This is a genomic window from Brucella sp. RRSP16, assembly GCF_052246815.1.
GTDB classification, from domain to species: Bacteria; Pseudomonadota; Alphaproteobacteria; order Rhizobiales; family Rhizobiaceae; genus Brucella; species Brucella intermedia.
In genome coordinates, this window is sequence record NZ_JBQQAM010000006.1 from 12,491 (window position 1) to 27,997 (window position 15,507).

Genomic DNA, 15,507 nt, shown 5'->3' on the forward strand with positions numbered 1-15,507 from the left:
CGGGCTGGCGTCAAACCAGAATGCCGGACGTTGAAGCTGCCCGTTGGAAAGCGAGCCTTGCATCTTCTGTACTGGTAATGTCGTGCGAGCACAGAAGGCAGGCTTTGATAGCGGCCCCGAGGCTGTTCAGTTCAAACCGGTTCCATTGGGATAACAATATGTTCTCCGCATCCGCTACCGTTCGTACTGACTGCGTGATGCCGTCGGCAATTTCGATGATGACGGCGTCATCCCAGTGCACCTGTTCCATGGCGGGCTCCTTCATGCAATGAACCCGGCAGAAGTATGAAAGTTCCGTAATTTGCCGCTTTTATCGATATTGGCAGGGTTTTTCTCAAGGCGAACGGTACTTGATATTTTAAATAAGAGACTTGTTTATTTCTGCGATAAAGCTAATTTTCATCAGAGTTTCTTGGTTGCGGAAGAAGAAATTCAATCATTGCTATAAGGAGGGAATATTCATGACCTCGATAAAGCAGCGTATGATTCAATTCGCGTTGATGTTGGGGCTTGTTTCCCTTGGCTCCATTGATGTTTCAAATGCCCAGTTCCTGGACTCTTTCAGGCCGCGAAATACAGTAACGGCAGACGTCATTACCCGGACGCCGGTCGGCACCCGTGTCGAGCTTACGGGGTCGATCAAAAGCAATGTCCGAAGAGCCGAGTATGTTTTTCAGGACCGCACCGGAAGAACGAGGGTCCGGATTGAGCGGGAAGTCTGGCGCGGACGAGAAATAAGCACAAGGAATGTAATCGAAATCCGGGGCCGCGTCGAAAACGACGTCAGGGGCAGGTTCATCGACGTATTTTATTTCAAGGTCATCAAATAGCTGCCTTCAACGGTGCCTCATGCAGGAGCTGCCATGTTTAGAATGGGTGGGAAGTATCAGCATTTTGTTCACGGCAACGGCTGCGGTTGCTCCAACCCGATATTGCAGCAGGTTTCCCGGCGGCTGGATCGGCTGTCCCGAAGGCATTTCCTGACGGGCGTGGCAGCGGCAGTCGGCGCAACGATGGTTGCGGATCGCTCCGTCGCGCAATCAGCGAAGGTTTTGCTGACGCGGGCAAGGCTTTTCGACGGCAAGGCGGATACGCTGAAGTCTGGGGTACAGGTTCTGGTCGAAGGCAATCGCATTGCGGCTGTCGATATGTCGAACAGCGCTCCGCCCGATGGAGCGACGGTCATCGATTGCGGCGACCGTGTGCTGATGCCGGGGCTGATCGATGCGCACTGGCATGCCATATATGCGGCGGTGCCGCTTCCGGTTCTGCTGGAAGGTGATCTTGGTATTATTTTCGCCGCATCGACGGCGGAGGCGGAAAGAACGCTTCTGCGCGGCTTCACGACGGTGCGCGATATGGGCGGGCCGACTTTCTCGTTCAAGCGCGCGATCGATACCGGCATTATCAGCGGGCCGCGTATCTTTCCGGCAGGCGCGATGATAACGACGACCGGTGGCCACGGCGATCTCCGGTTGCCCACGGAAATACCGCGTGATGGCGGCAAGCTCAGCACCAGCGAGTTGATGGGCGCTTCGGCCATAGTCGATGATGCAGGCAGCTTGAAACTTCGTGTGCGCGAACAATTGTTGCAGGGCGCATCGCAGATCAAGATCGTTGCTGGCGGCGGCGTGTCCTCGCCGCGCAGTCCGCTGGATATGTCCACATTCAGCGAAGACGAGATACGCGCTGCGGTCGATGTGGCAAGGGACTGGAACACCTATGTCACGGTTCATGCCTATGCGCCGAATACAGTCCAGCGATCCATACGTGCGGGTGTTTCCTGTGTTGAACACGCGCATCTGATGGACGAGGAAACCGCGCGGATGATTGCGGAAAAAAATGTCTGGTTGAGCACCCAGCCTTTCCTGACGATGGACGATGCTGCATCGCAGACAGGCCCCGGTGCCGAACGAATTCAGCAGCTTTTCGCAGGTACGCCGCGAATTTATGAATTTATCCGTAAATACGGGATCAAGACCGCCTGGGGTTCCGACGTTCTGTTTTCCCCCGAATTGACCCCGCGCCAGAATTTCATGCTGACTCACTTGAGCCGTTGGTACTCGAATGCAGAGGTGCTTCGTGCGGCCACATCGGTCAATGCCGAACTTCTCGCGCTTTCCAATCTGCGCAATCCCTATCCCGGCAAGCTCGGTCTTATAGAGCACGGTGCTTTTGCCGATCTTCTGGTGCTGAACGAGAATCCGCTCGACGACATTCATGTGCTGGAAAAGCCGGAAGAAACGCTGGCGATCATCATGAAGGATGGGCAGATTCACAAGAATACCCTGAAATCATAAGCTCGTTTCGTCCTCGGGTCAGGGAGGTCCTATGCTGAAAGCTGGCAATGCAGCCCTGATCCTGATCGCGGGATGCGTGCTGATTGCAATGCTCCATTATGGCAGCGCGGTCTTTGCGCCGGTCGTTTTCGCGCTGTTCATCATCATGCTCGTCTGGCCGATCCAGCGGGCACTTTCGTTGATCATGCCGCGCTATGTTGCATTGGCGATCACTTTTCTTCTGGTCGTCTGTCTTCTGCTCGGTTTTGGATGGCTGATCGCCTGGACAGTCGGGCAGGTGGGACGCCGGATAGTGATCGACGCAGTGCGATACCAGTTGCTCTATGAACAGCTCAGAACCTGGCTCGACGGGCATGGGATTGCCGCATCGGTCCTGTTGTCGGAGAATTTCAGCGTCAGCTGGACTTTGCGAACGCTCCAGACGATAGGAAGCCGCCTCAACAATACGTTCAGCTTCTGGATCGTGGCGCTGGTCTATGTACTGTTGGGGCTGGCGGAAACCGAGGAGTTCGGGGCGCGGATCAGGCAGTTGAAAGATCAGGCGGCTGCGACCGCGTTTCTGCGCGCCAGCCGGTCGGCAGCAGCCAAAATCCGGTTCTACATGGTGCTCAGGGCGCTGATGAGCATTGCGACGGGTTCCTTCGTCTGGCTCCTGACCTGGCTGGTCGGTCTGCCATTTGCCGAAACGTGGGGATTTGTAGCGTTCATTCTCAATTTCATCCCGTTTCTCGGGCCGCTGGTCGCCACCCTCTTGATTACCGCCTTTGCGTTCACGCATTTTGCCAACTGGCAGATGGCGCTCATGGTCTTTATCGGTCTGAACATCGTGCAGTCCGTCATTGGAAGCGTGATCGAGCCCCGGCTGACGGGAAAGACGATTTCCCTGTCCCCCTTCGCAACGCTCTTTTCCGTTTTCGCATGGGGTTCCCTGTGGGGCGTCTTCGGAGCGTTCATCGGCGTACCGATCACTATCGTTGCCCTGACTTTCTGCGCGCAATACTCCGCCACGAGCTGGTTTGCGGAAATATTCGGCTTTTCTCGCGAGCAGCTTTGAAAGTTGTGGGATAGAAATTGCTATCCGGCACCCGTCCCATATCTTGACCTTTCAAGATGCGGCCTATGTATTCTGCGGTAAAGCGCATCATCCAAATGGGAAGGATATTTCGATGAGAATGATCCTGTACAGCGTCGTGACGATGGCCGTAATAGGAGCCACCGCCAGCGGGTGCACGACAGATGAACGAAGAACAGCCGGCTATGGTCTCGGCGGCGCCGCTATTGGCGGTCTTGCCGGAGCGGCCATCGGTGGCGATACACGCGGCGCGCTGACCGGCGCAGCTATCGGTGCAGCAGCAGGCACGCTGGTGGGCGTCGCCCAGACCCGCAACGGTGTGCAGTACTGCCGTTATCGCGATCGCCACGGCCGCGTTTTTGAAGCACGCTGCCGCTAGAGCATATCTCCCGAAAGCGGGAACCGGAAATACTCCAGAACGCTATGAAACACTGATTTCCGGATCCGCCCTTGAGGGGACAAGGATGCTGCGCGGTCGCTCCGGCACCGTGCATCCGTTATGGAGCGCCTCTTGATCCGATTGCATCAAAAGGCGCTCCAAAAGACTGTTTGAATGGCATTTTTTCCCGAACCGTGTCGCCTGATCTTGTGGTGTCCGCATGGACCGCCAGACAGACATTGGCGAAGCGGTTTGGCTTGTGAGTTTGTGGTTCTTTGTTACTTGGAGGGAAACATGAAACTGCATTCATTAACCGCTATTCTTGCATTCACCGCCTTCTTTTCCGTCGCAACCGTTGCCGAGACTGTTCCCGCATTCAGCCAGAGCCGCTCGGCTACCGTAGGCGTGCGGATCAACAACGGTCACAGAATACGTTGCTCCGATGGCGTCAGACTCCTCAGGATGCGCGGCTTCCGCAACGTTCGCGCCCTGGATTGCCGCGGCAGCCACTTTCTTTACCGGGGTGACAGGCAGCGCAGAACCTACGACGTCACGGTTCGGGCCAGAGACGGCAGAATAACCAATGTTCGCCCTGTGAGATGGCGTCGCTGATCCTTGCGGCGTCATCATTTTTGGTTATCAAGAAAGGAACACTGCTGTGTCGGAACTGGTCGTTATTGGGTTTGATACCGTCGGAGAGGCGGACGCCGTGCTTTTGAAGCTCAACCAGCTTCAAAAGGAATATCTCGTCGATCTCGAAGACGCTGTGATCGTCGTTCGTGACGAACAAGGCAAGGTTCATCTCAAACAGAAGTACAATATGCTCGCCATGGGCGCAGGGTCGGGATTGCTTTCCGGTGCGATATGGGGCGGACTGGTCGGGCTTATATTCCTCAACCCGCTTGCCGGCATGGCTCTTGGCGGGGCGGTGGGAGCCGGGGCAGGAGCCTTGTCGGGTTCGCTCGCCGACTACGGGATCGATGACAAGTTCATCGTGTCGCTTGGTGAGACAATTCCGGAAAACTCGTCGGCCCTGTTTGTCCTCCTGCGCAAGATTCAGTGGGACAGGGTCATGGCGGATTTCCCTGACCTGCGGGGCAGGGTGTTGAAAACATCCTTGTCTGTTGAGCAGGAAAAACGCCTGAAGGAAGCGCTGGAAGGAGCGTTGCCGGCAACCTCGTAACATGGCGCTGCCGAGACCCGTCTTGACAGCATTTTGCAGTCAGGTGGAAACGCCCGACGCGGAAGAAATGCGAAAAGACAATCAGGTAGAGCGGAAGGGCGAACCCATGTGAGCGCATTCGGTTCTATCGAGCGAGGGCGTGAATTGAAGCAGGTTTTCATCCTCGCACTTGTTTTGCTTGCCACCGCGGGATGCGCCGGTAACAGGGCTGTCACCGGGCTGGGAAGGGATGTGGCGGGCGAGACCCATTCCGGCGCGGTGGTTCCCTTCGCTGTTGCGACGGTTCGGGAGCGTATAGACGATCCAGCTATTGCCTATTCCCGCGACAGATCCCAAACGCTGAAACTCTCGACCATAGACGTCCATATTCCTGAAATGCACCGTCCGGGAAATGTTGAAACATCATCGGTGAACCCCGATCCCCGCCGACATTTCATGGCGTCAAACTATGTGCCGTTGCCGGACCGGCGCGCAATGGTCGCCGAGCTGAACCGGCGTCTGGCGAACCGCCCCGCCGCGCAACGCGAAATATTCATTTTCGTCCACGGCTATAACAACAACTTTGCCGAAGGACTGTTTCGCAATGGGCAGATCGTTCACGACTATGGCGTCACATCGGTGCCGGTTCATTTTTCGTGGGCATCCGCCGCGTCGTTTACGCGATACCTGTATGACCGCGACAGCGCCATCATCGCGCGCAGGGGATTGGCGGAAACGTTAGCGCTGGCGGCGCAGACCAAAGCCAACGGCATCGTCATCGTCGGCCATTCCATGGGCGCGGTGGTCGTAATGGAAGCCTTGCGAACGCTGTCTGGCGACAAGCGCCGCGACGTGCTGAAACGCATCAAGGGTGTGCTTCTTGCTGCCCCCGATCTCGATCCCGATCTTTTCCGCAGCCAGATTGACGATATCGATTATCTGCCCCAGCCCTTTACCATCATCGTATCCCGACGCGACCGGGCGCTGGACATCTCCCGGAGGCTGGCCGGTGGAGCGCCGCGGGTCGGCAGTGGTTTCGACATTGCTTTCCTGCAGAACAAGAATATTCAGGTTCTTGATATTTCCGAAGTCGACAGCGGCGGCCACAGCCTGTTTGCAAGTTCAAATACGCTGATCAAGTTTCTGGGCTCGGGCCATCTGCTGCGCAGGCTTATCACGGACGAATATGCAGGCATGGACGATACATTCCTCGCAGCAGGCCAGGGTACTTTCGAGCAGGCCTCGCTGGCTCTTCACCTGCCTGCACGTGTGATTGACCGATTGGCTATCCGCTAGAGAAGATAATGCGGGGAAACAAATAGTTAGAGCGTTCTATTGTCCAGCGAAAATGCGGATTGCTCAAAAAATGAACACGCTCGCATCCGTCATGACCCTTTATCCATATAAACTCGACTATGGGTTATTTTGCGGTGTTCTATTGAATCAAGTTGACGGACGTATCAATCAAGTCTCTAATTAAGCTTGTCTACGGTGATGTGTGGGGTTATCCTGCCTCAATATTGCATTCTGCCTTCGTTTTATTGCTCGACATCGATAACGCATCGAAATCTACGGGAACGCAGAGGTGGCAAGCATTCATGAGCAAGGGTTGGCATGCCGAGCTTGAACTGGGGTTCGAGCATAGTCATGAAGTGACGCGCCTGATGCGGCGTCGCCACGTTGGGCCGCTCGCGGTGCAGCAACCCTTCTATCCCGAGAAAGACGGAAGCGCACATGTCTATCTTCTTCATCCGCCCGGTGGTGTTGCGGGTGAGGATGTCCTTGATATTTCCTGTTTTCTCGGGCCGGGCTCCAAAGCCGTCCTGACGACGCCGGGCGCTACCAAGTTCTATCGCAGCGACCGGGGCCGCAGTATCCAGACCACGCGGATCAATGTGGGTGAGGGTGGCGTATGCGAATATCTCCCGCAGGAAACAATCGTTTTTGATGGCGCGAAGGCTTCCATAAGCACGCATGTCTCCCTGAGCGGAGACGCAGTTTATCTTGGGTGGGACATTGTCAGTCTCGGACGGCCCGCCTGTCGGGAGAATTTCGATGCGGGCGAGCTTCGCCAGAGGGTCGAAATATTTCGGGACGGAAGGCCGATCTGGTTCGAGCAGTTTCGCCTTCAAGGTGCCGACCAGGCAATGAATGCGGCCTTTGCATTCTGCGCCAGTCCCATCGTCGCAACGATGGTTTATGCCGGTCCGGCGCATGAAAACACACTTCAGCGCATTCGCGAAGCACTCGGCGATGCAGGAAAAAATCTCTTTTCGGTATCGCAGCTCGAGCGGGTGATCGTCTGTCGCTATCTCGGTGGACGCATGTCGGAAGCCAAAGCACTGTTTCGCAAAGCCTGGGAAGTCATCCGCGAAACCGGATTGGGAAAACCGGCGGCTGCACCACGCATATGGGCAACATAATGACTTTGAGAGGGCCTACAAATGGAACTATTGCCACGTGAAAAGGACAAACTTCTGATTTTCACCGCAGCACTGGTTGCGGAACGACGAAGGGCCAGAGGGCTGAAACTCAATTATCCCGAAGTCGTGGCTTTCATCTCCGCCGAAATTCTGGAGGGAGCCCGCGACGGCAAGACGGTTGCGGAACTCATGTCCTACGGAGCCACCCTGCTCACCCGCGATGAGGTGATGGAGGGGGTGCCCGAAATGATCCATGACATTCAGGTGGAAGCCACCTTTCCGGACGGTACCAAGCTTGTGACCGTTCACAATCCAATTCCGTAGAACATCTCCCGCACTGCCGGGAACGTTTGGGCTTTTGCTTTAACGCGCATCTTGAACATATCGGGATGCGCTTGAGGAGACGATCATGATACCGGGTGAATATTTCATCGAAGACGGGACGATCGAACTCAATGACGGTCGTGAAACCCGCGTCATCGCCGTGGCGAACACTGGCGACAGGCCGATACAGGTCGGGTCGCATTATCATTTCTACGAGACGAACGAGGCTCTTGACTTCGACCGGGAACGGGCGAGGGGCTTCCGCCTCAATATTCCGGCTGGGACCGCCGTGCGGTTCGAGCCCGGGCAGGACCGTGAAGTCGAACTGGTCGCGCTGGCTGGTGACCGCGAGGTCTACGGCTTCAATGCAAAAATCAACGGGAAGCTGTAGGAGGGGGAGATGGGGACCATCTCAAGACAAGCCTATGCAGAACTCTATGGCCCGACAAAGGGCGACCGTCTGCGGCTGGCCGATACGGAACTTATCATCGAGATCGAGGACGACCGCTGCATCTATGGCGAGGAAGTGACCTTCGGCGGCGGCAAGGTTATCCGCGATGGGATGGGGCAGGGACAGAGACCTGCGGCCGAAACAGCCGATCTCGTCATCACCAATGTCATCATCCTCGACTACTGGGGCATCATCAAAGCCGATGTCGGCATCAAGAACGGTCGTATTTCGGGGATCGGCAAGGCCGGAAATCCCGATATCCAGCCGGGCGTCGATATAGTCGTCGGTCCCGCCACAGATGTCATCGCGGGCGAGGGCAAGATCCTCACCGCCGGCGGGATAGACACGCATATTCACTTCATTGCGCCGCAGCAGGCCGAGGAAGCGCTGGCGAGCGGCACCACGACGCTGGTCGGCGGCGGAACAGGGCCGACGGTCGGCACGCTCGCAACCACGGTTACACCGGGGCCATGGGCCATCCACCGCATGCTGGAAGCCGTGGAGGCGCTCCCCATCAATGTGGGACTGCTGGGCAAAGGCAATGCCAGCAAGCCCGAACCCCTCCGCGAGCAGATAAGGGCCGGAGCTGTCGGGCTGAAGCTCCACGAGGACTGGGGAACGACGCCCGCCGCCATCGATAATTGCCTGAACGTGGCCGACGAGGAGGACATCCAGGTCGCCATCCATACGGATACGCTGAACGAAAGCGGGTTCGTCAAGGATACCTTTGCCGCGATGAAGGGCAGGACCATCCACAGCTTCCATACGGAAGGCGCCGGTGGCGGTCATGCGCCCGATATCATCACGGCGGCGGGCGAAGAAAACATCCTGCCGTCTTCAACAAATCCGACGCGTCCCTACACCATCAATACAGTCGACGAACATCTCGACATGCTGATGGTCTGTCACCACCTCAGCCCGAAAATTCCCGAGGACGTGGCTTTCGCTGAATCCCGGATCCGGCGTGAAACCATCGCGGCGGAAGACATTCTCCATGATCTGGGCGTCTTCTCGATGATGTCGTCGGATTCGCAGGCCATGGGCCGCATCGGGGAAACCACCCTGCGCTGCTGGCAGACGGCCCACAAGATGAAAGTGCAGCGCGGCCCGCTCGGCGAAGACAGCAGCCGGAACGATAATTTCCGCGCCAAGCGCTATGTCGCCAAATATACGATCAACCCGGCGATCACGCACGGTTTTGCGCATGAGATAGGCTCGATTGAAGTTGGAAAGCGGGCCGATCTCGTATTGTGGAAAACGGAATTCTTCGGCGTGAAGCCAAGCCTCGTCATGATCGGCGGCATGATTGCAACGGCCCCGATGGGCGATCCCAATGCATCGATCTCAACGCCGCAGCCGGTCCATTACCGGCCGATGTATGGGGTCCTGGGGCGCGCGCTCGGTTCCACCGGCGTGACTTTCGTCTCGAAATCGGCGCTGGATGACGGCATCGGCGAAAAGCTGAAGCTGAACAAGCAGCTCGTTGCCGTGAAGGGCATCCGGAATATCCGCAAGAAAGACATGATCCACAACGGGCTGACGCCCAAACTGGAGGTCGATCCGCAGAACTATCAGGTGCGGGTGGACGGTGAATTGATCACGTGTGAACCGGCTGACGTCCTGCCGATGGCACAACGCTATTTCCTGTTCTAGAGCGCCCTCGTGTCCCTCGGGACTGCGCAAGGAAGCTCTACCTGTCGAAGCTGCGCATCGTGTTTCCGAAAATCGATTTCGATTTCGGGAGCCGATGCCGTAGCGGAGGAAATAGAGCATGTCTCCCGAAGGTGGAAACCGGTTTCGGGGTAAGGAAATGCGTAGAAACAAACGGATGGAGCATTTCCGACGCTTCGATTGAACGGGGAAATGCTCTGGATCAATATAGAAGGGAATACGTCCATGCAGCTCAATGCAATGCGGGATCATCCTTCTCTGGGATTTATCGACTGGACGCTGCGCGGCATCGGGCAGGTGGTGTTCCAGAACAACCCGCTATCCGGATTGGTCATTCTGTTCGCCATTCTGGTGAACTCCTGGATTTACGCGCTTGTCTGCCTGCTCGGGGTTGTGTCCAGCACGCTGACGGCAATCATCCTCAAGGCTGACAAGGGCCTCATCCGCGACGGCCTTTTCGGGTTCAACGGCGTTCTGGTCGCCCTTGCGCTGGTCGCCTTCACCAGTGAGGATTTCCGCAGCGGCGCAGTGCCGTCACCCGCAATGACGATTTACGTCATTTGTGCCGCTGCCTTGACCACCATGGCCTTCACCAGCATCGCCGCATTGTTGGGACCGCACAAGGTGGCGCCCCTGACAATGCCCTTCGTGCTGGTCGGCTGGCTGTTTCTGTTCGCCATTCTCAAATTCGATGCCATAGATGCGGGGCCGATGGCGAAGCCGGTTTCACCGGAGCAGTTTTCCTACGCCATTCCTTATGACCTTCCGACCTGGTACATGGGGATCGGCACGGCCATCGGGCAGATATTCTTTCAGGATAACTGGATCACCGGCTACATCATGCTTGTCGGCATCGCGATCCACTCCCGGGTAAGCGCCTTCATGGGCCTTCTGGGGGCGATAATAGGAGCGGTGATCGCCGCCACCTTCGGCGGTCCGGAAGGGGCCATTCGTGACGGGCTTTTCGGTTATAACGCGGCGTTGACGGCAATGGCGCTGGGCGGCTTCTTCCTTGTTTTCAGCTGGAGCAGCTTCCTCTACGCCGTCTTCGGCGCCGTCGTGTCCACCTGGGTCTGGGCCTCGGTCGCGATATTCCTGAAACCGATCGGAATGCCGGTGCTGACCTCGACATTCGTGATTGTGACCTGGATCATGCTGATCGGCCAGTATGCTTTCAAGGCTCTGGTGCCAGTTGCTCCGGCGGATGCGACCACGGCGGAAGAAAATCTCGAACGATACAGGCATACGCTCCGGTCACGACCGGAATAGGCGGCTGTATTGTGTTTCGTGCCAGGCGCTGGCCATGGCCAGCGCGGGTGCCGTGTTGCCGATTTCATCGTCATTGAGCGTGCGGGCCTTTTCGACGGCGCGCTCGATCTTCGCTGCGCCGGCGATAAGTATCCTCTGGCCTGCCGTATGACCGAGCGGCACGAGACGGATTGCGGCCATGATCTGGCTTTCAACCACGCTCCACATAAGGCCGCGCAGGGCATCGACGGGCGCGATATTCCAGTGACACGCTGCAATCGCAAAGGCCGCCGGATAGGTCGCGCGCTGGTCCGAAGCGAAGCTGCGGGCCCGCTCGACACCAAGTTCCGACAGCAATGTGAGCAGGGACTCGCCCATCCGGCGGTCCTCCAGTTCAAGTTCACTGCTTTCGCGGCTTGCTCCAAGCCAGTCGTTCAGACGATGGAATTCGGCCTCATTGTACTGCATCAGCGCCGAAACCATTCGCCAGAAAATAGCGCCGTCAAGTGCGGCGTAGCTGTGCTCCAGAAGGCCGAATACCCATCCGGCACAGCTTTCCTCATTCGTAACCGTTCCCGAATGGACGGCCCATTCGAGGCCGCGTGAATAGGAAAAAGCACCCACCGGCTGGCTGGGACTGACCAGCCGCATGAGATGCAGCATGGGCAGCGCCGGAGAATGCGCGGGCATTTCCGGCACCGGCCCATCGTTTGGCATTTCAGGTTCAGTATTTCTCTTCGAATGATCCAGCAAGATGACGCTCACATCATCCTGCCATCAGGTAAAGTCCGCTGAGGGCCGCAAAGCCGCCAGCCACTCGCATAGCCATCTGTCCGCCGGATCCCTGCAGCGCGCGTCCGGCTGCAAGCCCTACGCCAATGCCCGCCGCGTGAAGCAAAGCGGTCGCAAGCGCAAAACCGGCACCATAGGAAAGAAACGCAGCGCCGCCGATTTCTCCGCCATGCGCATAGCCATGGAAAAATGCGAAGAACCCGACGATAAGTGCAGCAACTGGCGTCGATGCACGGAATGCCACGGCCACGAGAAGGCCGAGCACGATAACGGATGCGAGGATGACGGGCTCCACATAGGGGATCGGCAGACCGCCGAGGGCGGCTACGAAGCCCAGCAGCATAACGCCCACGAAACTTAACGGAACGGCGATGAGTGCGCGCCCGCCAAGCATGGAGGCCCAAAGACCGACGGCGACCATGGCAAGTATATGATCGGCACCGGACAGGGGATGGGTAAAGCCCGCCGCAAACGAACCGTGTTCGGCGGGGTTGAGATGCGCGAATGCTGGGCTTGCCATCACTGAAAACAGTGCGGCGGCAAGAAGAAATGTCCTTTTCATTTTCGCTTCCTTTCAACAACAATGGTTATGCTTAGAAGGAACCAAACACAGACCCGAGCACGAAGACGACAGCAAGCGATATGATCACACCGACAATCACGGTCATGACCATGTCGAAATAGCTTGATGCGTGGGTCTGCTTGCTGATCTGCAGGAGCAGAAGCACCGTACCGTTATGAGGCAGAGCGTCCAGCGTGCCAGCGCTGAGCACGGTGAGGCGGTGCATGAGGTCGGGGCTTATCCCATACTGGATCGCAAGTCGCATATATTCATCGCCCAGCGCGTTGAGCGCTATGGCCATGCCGCCGGATGCGGTCCCGGTGAGAGCCGCGAGAGCATTCATGGCGACAATCAATGAGACGAGAGGACCGCCCGGCACCTCAAGCGCCGCATCCCGAACCACGGTAAAGGCGGGCATGGCGGCCACAACCGCACCAAAGCCGACGAGGCTTGCTATGGTGAGGATCGGCAGGACCGAGGAGTTGGCCCCGGCGTCGAGGCTTTCCCGGATTGCCCGGAGCCGGTTGAAATTGACCACCAGCAACGTAACGATGGCCGCTGCCAGTGCAATAAGGACAGCCCACAAGCCGATCGAAGAACCGACGTCGATATTCCATGGCTCCTGCTCGAGAAACGAGAAATCGACACGGGGCAGGATAATCAGCGCCATCAGGAAATTGACGACGATGACAACGAGCAAGGGCAGGAGGGCGAAGAAGAAGGGTGGCAGCGCCGCCGCGCGCGCTCCGTGTTCGAACTCGGCCGGGTCGAAGTCACCCGAGAGGGTCGATTGTTCCCTGAGTTTCTCTGTGATTTCGACATCGCCCGTGTCATCGACATAGTTTTCGCCCGCAGCCCGCGCCTTGGCTTCCGCGCGCTGCAGCCACCACATGCCGAAGACCAGCGTAATGATGGAGGCGATGATGCCCAGTCCCGGCGCCGCGAATGTCGTGGTTTCGAAATAGGGCATCGGAATGGCGTTGTTCGTGGAGGGCGTGCCCGGCATGGCCGACATGGTGAACGTAAAGGCGCCAAGCCCGATGGCCGCAGGCATCAGACGCGCCGGTATGTTGGCCGCCTTGAACATTTCCCGCGCCATGGGCACGAGAACGAAGAAGGCGACGAACACGCTGACGCCGCCATAGGTGACGACTGCCGATGCAAGCACGACGGAAAGCATCGTGCGCTTCACACCCAGTTTCTCCGTCAGATATCTTGCAATGGATGTAATGGAGCCGCTGTCATCCATCAGCTTTCCGAAAATGCCGCCAAGCAGGAAAAGCGGAAACCATCGGCTGACGAAGCTTGCCGTTCCGCCCATGAAATTCGATGTCCAGTTGGCCAGAAGGGGCTCGCCGGAGAGAAGCGCGACGAGCAGCGCCGCCACCGGCGAAAGCAGAATGACGCTCCAGCCGCGATAGGCAAACCACATGAGCAGGGCTAGTCCGAGTAGTATTCCAAGCAAACCCATGCAATCTGACCCCTCAGTCGATTTTGGAAAGAATGCGTCCGGAATTTTTCGATGAAACTACTTTAGATGAAATAATTCAAGCACTATAATAAAAATATGATATCGCACAGATGACAAGTCTTCCTAATCTGCACAAAGAATGCCTATACTGCCTCCTGTTCAGTTGAGCGGCCCTGGCTGCGCACAATCAGCTGTAATGCGGATGTCTGGTGCAAGGGCGGACATCTCTGCTTCATGGAGGCAATTGCCTGCCTGATCGCCCGAGGCATAAAGGACCTGCATGACGGAAGTCGTCGCAATCCCGTCTATCATGATCAATCTCGGGCTGGCGCTTCTGCTCGGTTGCGTGATTGGTCTGGAGCGCCAGATCAAACAACGCCATTCCGGCCTTGTGACGCACGGCCTGGTGGCGCTGGGCGCTGCGGCCTATGCTTCGCTGCCCTATTCGCTCGGCCTTGGTAGTGACCTCCGAATGGGGTCGCAGGTTGTGACAGGCATCGGCTTTCTCGGCGCGGGGCTGATTATCAAGGACGGTGCGAGCATCAAGGGGCTGAGTACCGCAGCCACGGTCTGGAGTACCGGCGCGGTTGGCGTTCTGACCGGTTACGGGATGTGGCTGCTCGCCATCGAAACGGCCTTTTTCATCGTCTGCCTTAACATTTCGCTGCCAAGGATCGCGGTGCTCGTGAACCGCTATTCCTTCGTCGAACCCGAGAACGAGCAGTTTTATCTCGTGAAATTCCGGTGTCCTTCGGAAAGCGAAATTCCGGTCAGGGCGCTGCTGATCCAGACGCTCGATCTGAAGAAACTCCGCTTCCACGCGATCCGGAGTCACCACATCGAAGGAAGCAACGAGACCGAAATAGAGGCGACGCTGTTCGCGGGCAAGGAAGATGACCGGCTGGTCGAAGCGCTGGTAGCGCAGATGAGCCTGCGTTCCGGCATTACCTCGACGAGCTGGCTGAAACTGGAAGACGGCGATTGGTGAACCACGCTCTGGTTTTATTGCAAGCGGACTATACTATTATATCGAAACATGCACATACTTTCACATTCGCAGTAACGTCCTCCTGTTGACATTGAGGGGTCCGCAATGGACATCCAGCAACTGCAATTAATGGAACGAAAGACTGTCGAACAGAGAAAATGGAAAGGTTTTCTCGGTATCGGCATTCTGCTTTTTGCGGGTGGAATACTCTGCCTGTTCTTGCCCGCAATCTCGGACTTTGCAGCCAGCACCATGTTCGGGCTGGTGCTGATGGCCATCGGTATCGTCAAGATAATCCAGTCGCTCTGGATCAAAAGCTGGGCAGGTTTCGTCTGGCAGGAACTGTCCGGCGTGGTGGAGCTTATAGGCGGGATCATGATCTATCTGAACCCCCTCAAGGGCGCGCTCGCCATCACCTTGCTGATTGCAATCGTCGTGTTCGTCCATGGTTTCCTTCAACTGGCGCTATCCTGGAAAATCAGGCCCGCAGGCGGCTGGTGGTGGTTTACACTGTCCGGTCTCATTGCCTGGTCCGCCAGTGCGGCACTGGTGGCGAAATGGCCTTTGACGCGTGACCTGCCGTCCGGATCAATCGCTGGAATTGCGCTGATGATCGCAGGTGTTGCCTATATCGGAATAGCCCTGAGTACCCGAAATGCGTGAG

17 protein-coding genes are annotated in these 15,507 nt (G+C 57.2%); 13 read left to right on the forward strand and 4 right to left on the reverse strand.

Annotated elements, in window-relative coordinates:
- Positions 1-10: 10 nt before the first annotated feature.
- On the reverse strand, positions 11-250 hold the full coding sequence (locus ACS5UA_RS10750; RefSeq protein ID WP_006472826.1) for a DUF982 domain-containing protein: 240 nt from the start codon (positions 248-250) through the stop codon (positions 11-13).
- A 211-nt stretch (positions 251-461) separates the two neighbouring features.
- Between ACS5UA_RS10750 and ACS5UA_RS10755 the strand changes: the two genes are divergently transcribed.
- The 11 genes from ACS5UA_RS10755 (at position 462) to ACS5UA_RS10805 (ending at position 11,051) form a co-directional block, all read left to right on the forward strand.
- Positions 462-830 (forward strand): NirD/YgiW/YdeI family stress tolerance protein, encoded by a 369-nt coding sequence (locus ACS5UA_RS10755; protein WP_443101309.1) that lies wholly within the window; start codon positions 462-464, stop codon positions 828-830.
- Between the two features lie 33 nt (positions 831-863).
- Positions 864-2,300: a metal-dependent hydrolase family protein gene (locus ACS5UA_RS10760; protein ID WP_025091391.1), complete on the forward strand. Its 1,437-nt coding sequence runs from the start codon at positions 864-866 to the stop codon at positions 2,298-2,300.
- 31 nt (positions 2,301-2,331) lie between these two features.
- Complete coding sequence (locus ACS5UA_RS10765) at positions 2,332-3,354, forward strand: AI-2E family transporter (protein WP_006466543.1); 1,023 nt, start codon at positions 2,332-2,334, stop codon at positions 3,352-3,354.
- A 112-nt stretch (positions 3,355-3,466) separates the two neighbouring features.
- Positions 3,467-3,751, forward strand: a complete 285-nt coding sequence (locus tag ACS5UA_RS10770; protein WP_006472829.1) for a glycine zipper 2TM domain-containing protein — start codon at positions 3,467-3,469, stop codon at positions 3,749-3,751.
- Positions 3,752-4,409: 658 nt separating this feature from the next.
- On the forward strand, positions 4,410-4,934 hold the full coding sequence (locus ACS5UA_RS10775; protein WP_006466545.1) for a DUF1269 domain-containing protein: 525 nt from the start codon (positions 4,410-4,412) through the stop codon (positions 4,932-4,934).
- A gap of 108 nt (positions 4,935-5,042) precedes the next feature.
- A complete protein-coding gene (locus ACS5UA_RS10780) occupies positions 5,043-6,209 on the forward strand; it encodes an alpha/beta hydrolase (RefSeq protein WP_353390541.1) in 1,167 nt (388 codons plus the stop codon).
- Between the two features lie 302 nt (positions 6,210-6,511).
- Positions 6,512-7,336, forward strand: coding sequence for an urease accessory protein UreD (locus ACS5UA_RS10785; protein ID WP_112702333.1), 825 nt, complete (start codon positions 6,512-6,514; stop codon positions 7,334-7,336).
- A 21-nt stretch (positions 7,337-7,357) separates the two neighbouring features.
- Positions 7,358-7,660, forward strand: coding sequence for an urease subunit gamma (ureA, locus tag ACS5UA_RS10790; RefSeq protein WP_006466548.1), 303 nt, complete (start codon positions 7,358-7,360; stop codon positions 7,658-7,660).
- Between the two features lie 85 nt (positions 7,661-7,745).
- Positions 7,746-8,051, forward strand: a complete 306-nt coding sequence (locus tag ACS5UA_RS10795) for an urease subunit beta (protein ID WP_006466549.1) — start codon at positions 7,746-7,748, stop codon at positions 8,049-8,051.
- A gap of 9 nt (positions 8,052-8,060) precedes the next feature.
- Positions 8,061-9,764, forward strand: a complete 1,704-nt coding sequence (ureC, locus tag ACS5UA_RS10800; protein ID WP_006466550.1) for an urease subunit alpha — start codon at positions 8,061-8,063, stop codon at positions 9,762-9,764.
- Between the two features lie 243 nt (positions 9,765-10,007).
- Complete coding sequence (locus ACS5UA_RS10805) at positions 10,008-11,051, forward strand: urea transporter (RefSeq protein WP_112702332.1); 1,044 nt, start codon at positions 10,008-10,010, stop codon at positions 11,049-11,051.
- On the opposite strand, the gene ACS5UA_RS10810 is transcribed toward ACS5UA_RS10805, so the two are convergent.
- The 3 genes from ACS5UA_RS10810 to ACS5UA_RS10820 are packed head-to-tail and all read right to left on the reverse strand — an operon-like array spanning position 11,037 to position 13,855.
- Entirely contained in the window at positions 11,037-11,747 is a 711-nt protein-coding gene (locus ACS5UA_RS10810; RefSeq protein WP_244629941.1) for an urease accessory protein UreF, read from the reverse strand. The two genes, ACS5UA_RS10805 and ACS5UA_RS10810, sit on opposite strands and share 15 nt — an antisense overlap.
- A 49-nt stretch (positions 11,748-11,796) precedes the next feature.
- Positions 11,797-12,384 (reverse strand): HupE/UreJ family protein, encoded by a 588-nt coding sequence (locus ACS5UA_RS10815; protein ID WP_112702330.1) that lies wholly within the window; start codon positions 12,382-12,384, stop codon positions 11,797-11,799.
- Positions 12,385-12,415: 31 nt separating this feature from the next.
- The gene (locus ACS5UA_RS10820) at positions 12,416-13,855 is read right to left on the reverse strand and encodes a GntP family permease (protein ID WP_112702329.1); all 1,440 of its coding nucleotides are present in this window, start codon (positions 13,853-13,855) and stop codon (positions 12,416-12,418) included.
- A gap of 280 nt (positions 13,856-14,135) precedes the next feature.
- Here ACS5UA_RS10820 and ACS5UA_RS10825 point away from each other — a divergent pair, with 280 nt between their 5' ends.
- Entirely contained in the window at positions 14,136-14,843 is a 708-nt protein-coding gene (locus tag ACS5UA_RS10825; protein ID WP_112702328.1) for an MgtC/SapB family protein, read from the forward strand.
- A 129-nt stretch (positions 14,844-14,972) separates the two neighbouring features.
- A complete protein-coding gene (locus ACS5UA_RS10830; protein WP_247883459.1) occupies positions 14,973-15,506 on the forward strand; it encodes an HdeD family acid-resistance protein in 534 nt (177 codons plus the stop codon).
- The last annotated feature ends 1 nt before the right edge of the window (position 15,507 follow it).